Annotated in this window: 1 rRNA gene (only partly in view); it reads right to left on the bottom strand. The window is 56.4% G+C overall.

What is annotated here, in order from left to right:
- Positions 1 to 41 precede the first annotated feature (41 nt).
- Positions 42 to 1,575: ribosomal RNA gene (locus tag ACIBBB_RS36130) — 23S ribosomal RNA — on the bottom strand; it runs 1,787 nt beyond the window's last position.

Below are 1,575 nucleotides of genomic sequence, written 5' to 3'. Positions count from 1 at the left end.
TGTTCGTTGTCTCAGAACTAACACAGTGGACGCGAGCAACTGAGGACAAGCCCTCGGCCTATTAGTACCGGTCAACTCCACACCTCACAGTGCTTCCATATCCGGCCTATCAACCCAGTCGTCTACTGGGAGCCTTACCCCATCAAGTGGGTGGGAGTCCTCATCTCGAAGCAGGCTTCCCGCTTAGATGCTTTCAGCGGTTATCCCTCCCGAACGTAGCCAACCAGCCATGCCCTTGGCAGGACAACTGGCACACCAGAGGTTCGTCCGTCCCGGTCCTCTCGTACTAGGGACAGCCCTTCTCAAGACTCCTGCGCGCGCAGCGGATAGGGACCGAACTGTCTCACGACGTTCTAAACCCAGCTCGCGTACCGCTTTAATGGGCGAACAGCCCAACCCTTGGGACCGACTCCAGCCCCAGGATGCGACGAGCCGACATCGAGGTGCCAAACCATCCCGTCGATATGGACTCTTGGGGAAGATCAGCCTGTTATCCCCGGGGTACCTTTTATCCGTTGAGCGACGGCGCTTCCACAAGCCACCGCCGGATCACTAGTCCCGACTTTCGTCCCTGCTCGACCCGTCGGTCTCACAGTCAAGCTCCCTTGTGCACTTACACTCAACACCTGATTACCAACCAGGCTGAGGGAACCTTTGGGCGCCTCCGTTACTCTTTAGGAGGCAACCGCCCCAGTTAAACTACCCATCAGACACTGTCCCTGATCCGGATCACGGACCCAGGTTAGACATCCAGCACGACCAGAGTGGTATTTCAACGGCGACTCCACCTGAACTGGCGTCCAAGCTTCACAGTCTCCCACCTATCCTACACAAGCCGAACCGAACACCAATATCAAACTGTAGTAAAGGTCCCGGGGTCTTTCCGTCCTGCTGCGCGAAACGAGCATCTTTACTCGTAGTGCAATTTCACCGGGCCTATGGTTGAGACAGTCGAGAAGTCGTTACGCCATTCGTGCAGGTCGGAACTTACCCGACAAGGAATTTCGCTACCTTAGGATGGTTATAGTTACCACCGCCGTTTACTGGCGCTTAAGTTCTCAGCCTCGCCACACCGAAATGTGACTAACCGGTCCCCTTAACGTTCCAGCACCGGGCAGGCGTCAGTCCGTATACATCGCCTTACGGCTTCGCACGGACCTGTGTTTTTAGTAAACAGTCGCTTCTCGCTGGTCTCTGCGGCCACCCCCAGCTCACACCGTAAAGATGATCACCAGAAATGGCCCCCCTTCTCCCGAAGTTACGGGGGCATTTTGCCGAGTTCCTTAACCATAGTTCACCCGAACGCCTCGGTATTCTCTACCTGACCACCTGAGTCGGTTTAGGGTACGGGCCGCCATGAAACTCGCTAGAGGCTTTTCTCGACAGCATAGGATCATCCACTTCACCACAATCGGCTCGGCATCAGGTCTCACCCCCATGAGAGACGGATTTACCTATCTCTCGGGCTACACCCTTACCCCGGGACAACCACCGCCCGGGCTGGACTACCTTCCTGCGTCACCCCATCGCTTGCCTACTACCACCTTGGACCGACGGCTCCACCACTCCCCTTCA

It is taken from the genome of Streptomyces sp. NPDC051217, assembly GCF_044455465.1.
GTDB lineage: Bacteria > Actinomycetota > Actinomycetes > Streptomycetales > Streptomycetaceae > Streptomyces.
Note: the sequence above shows the minus strand (reverse complement) of the source record. Positions and strands in the feature narration are given on the sequence as shown.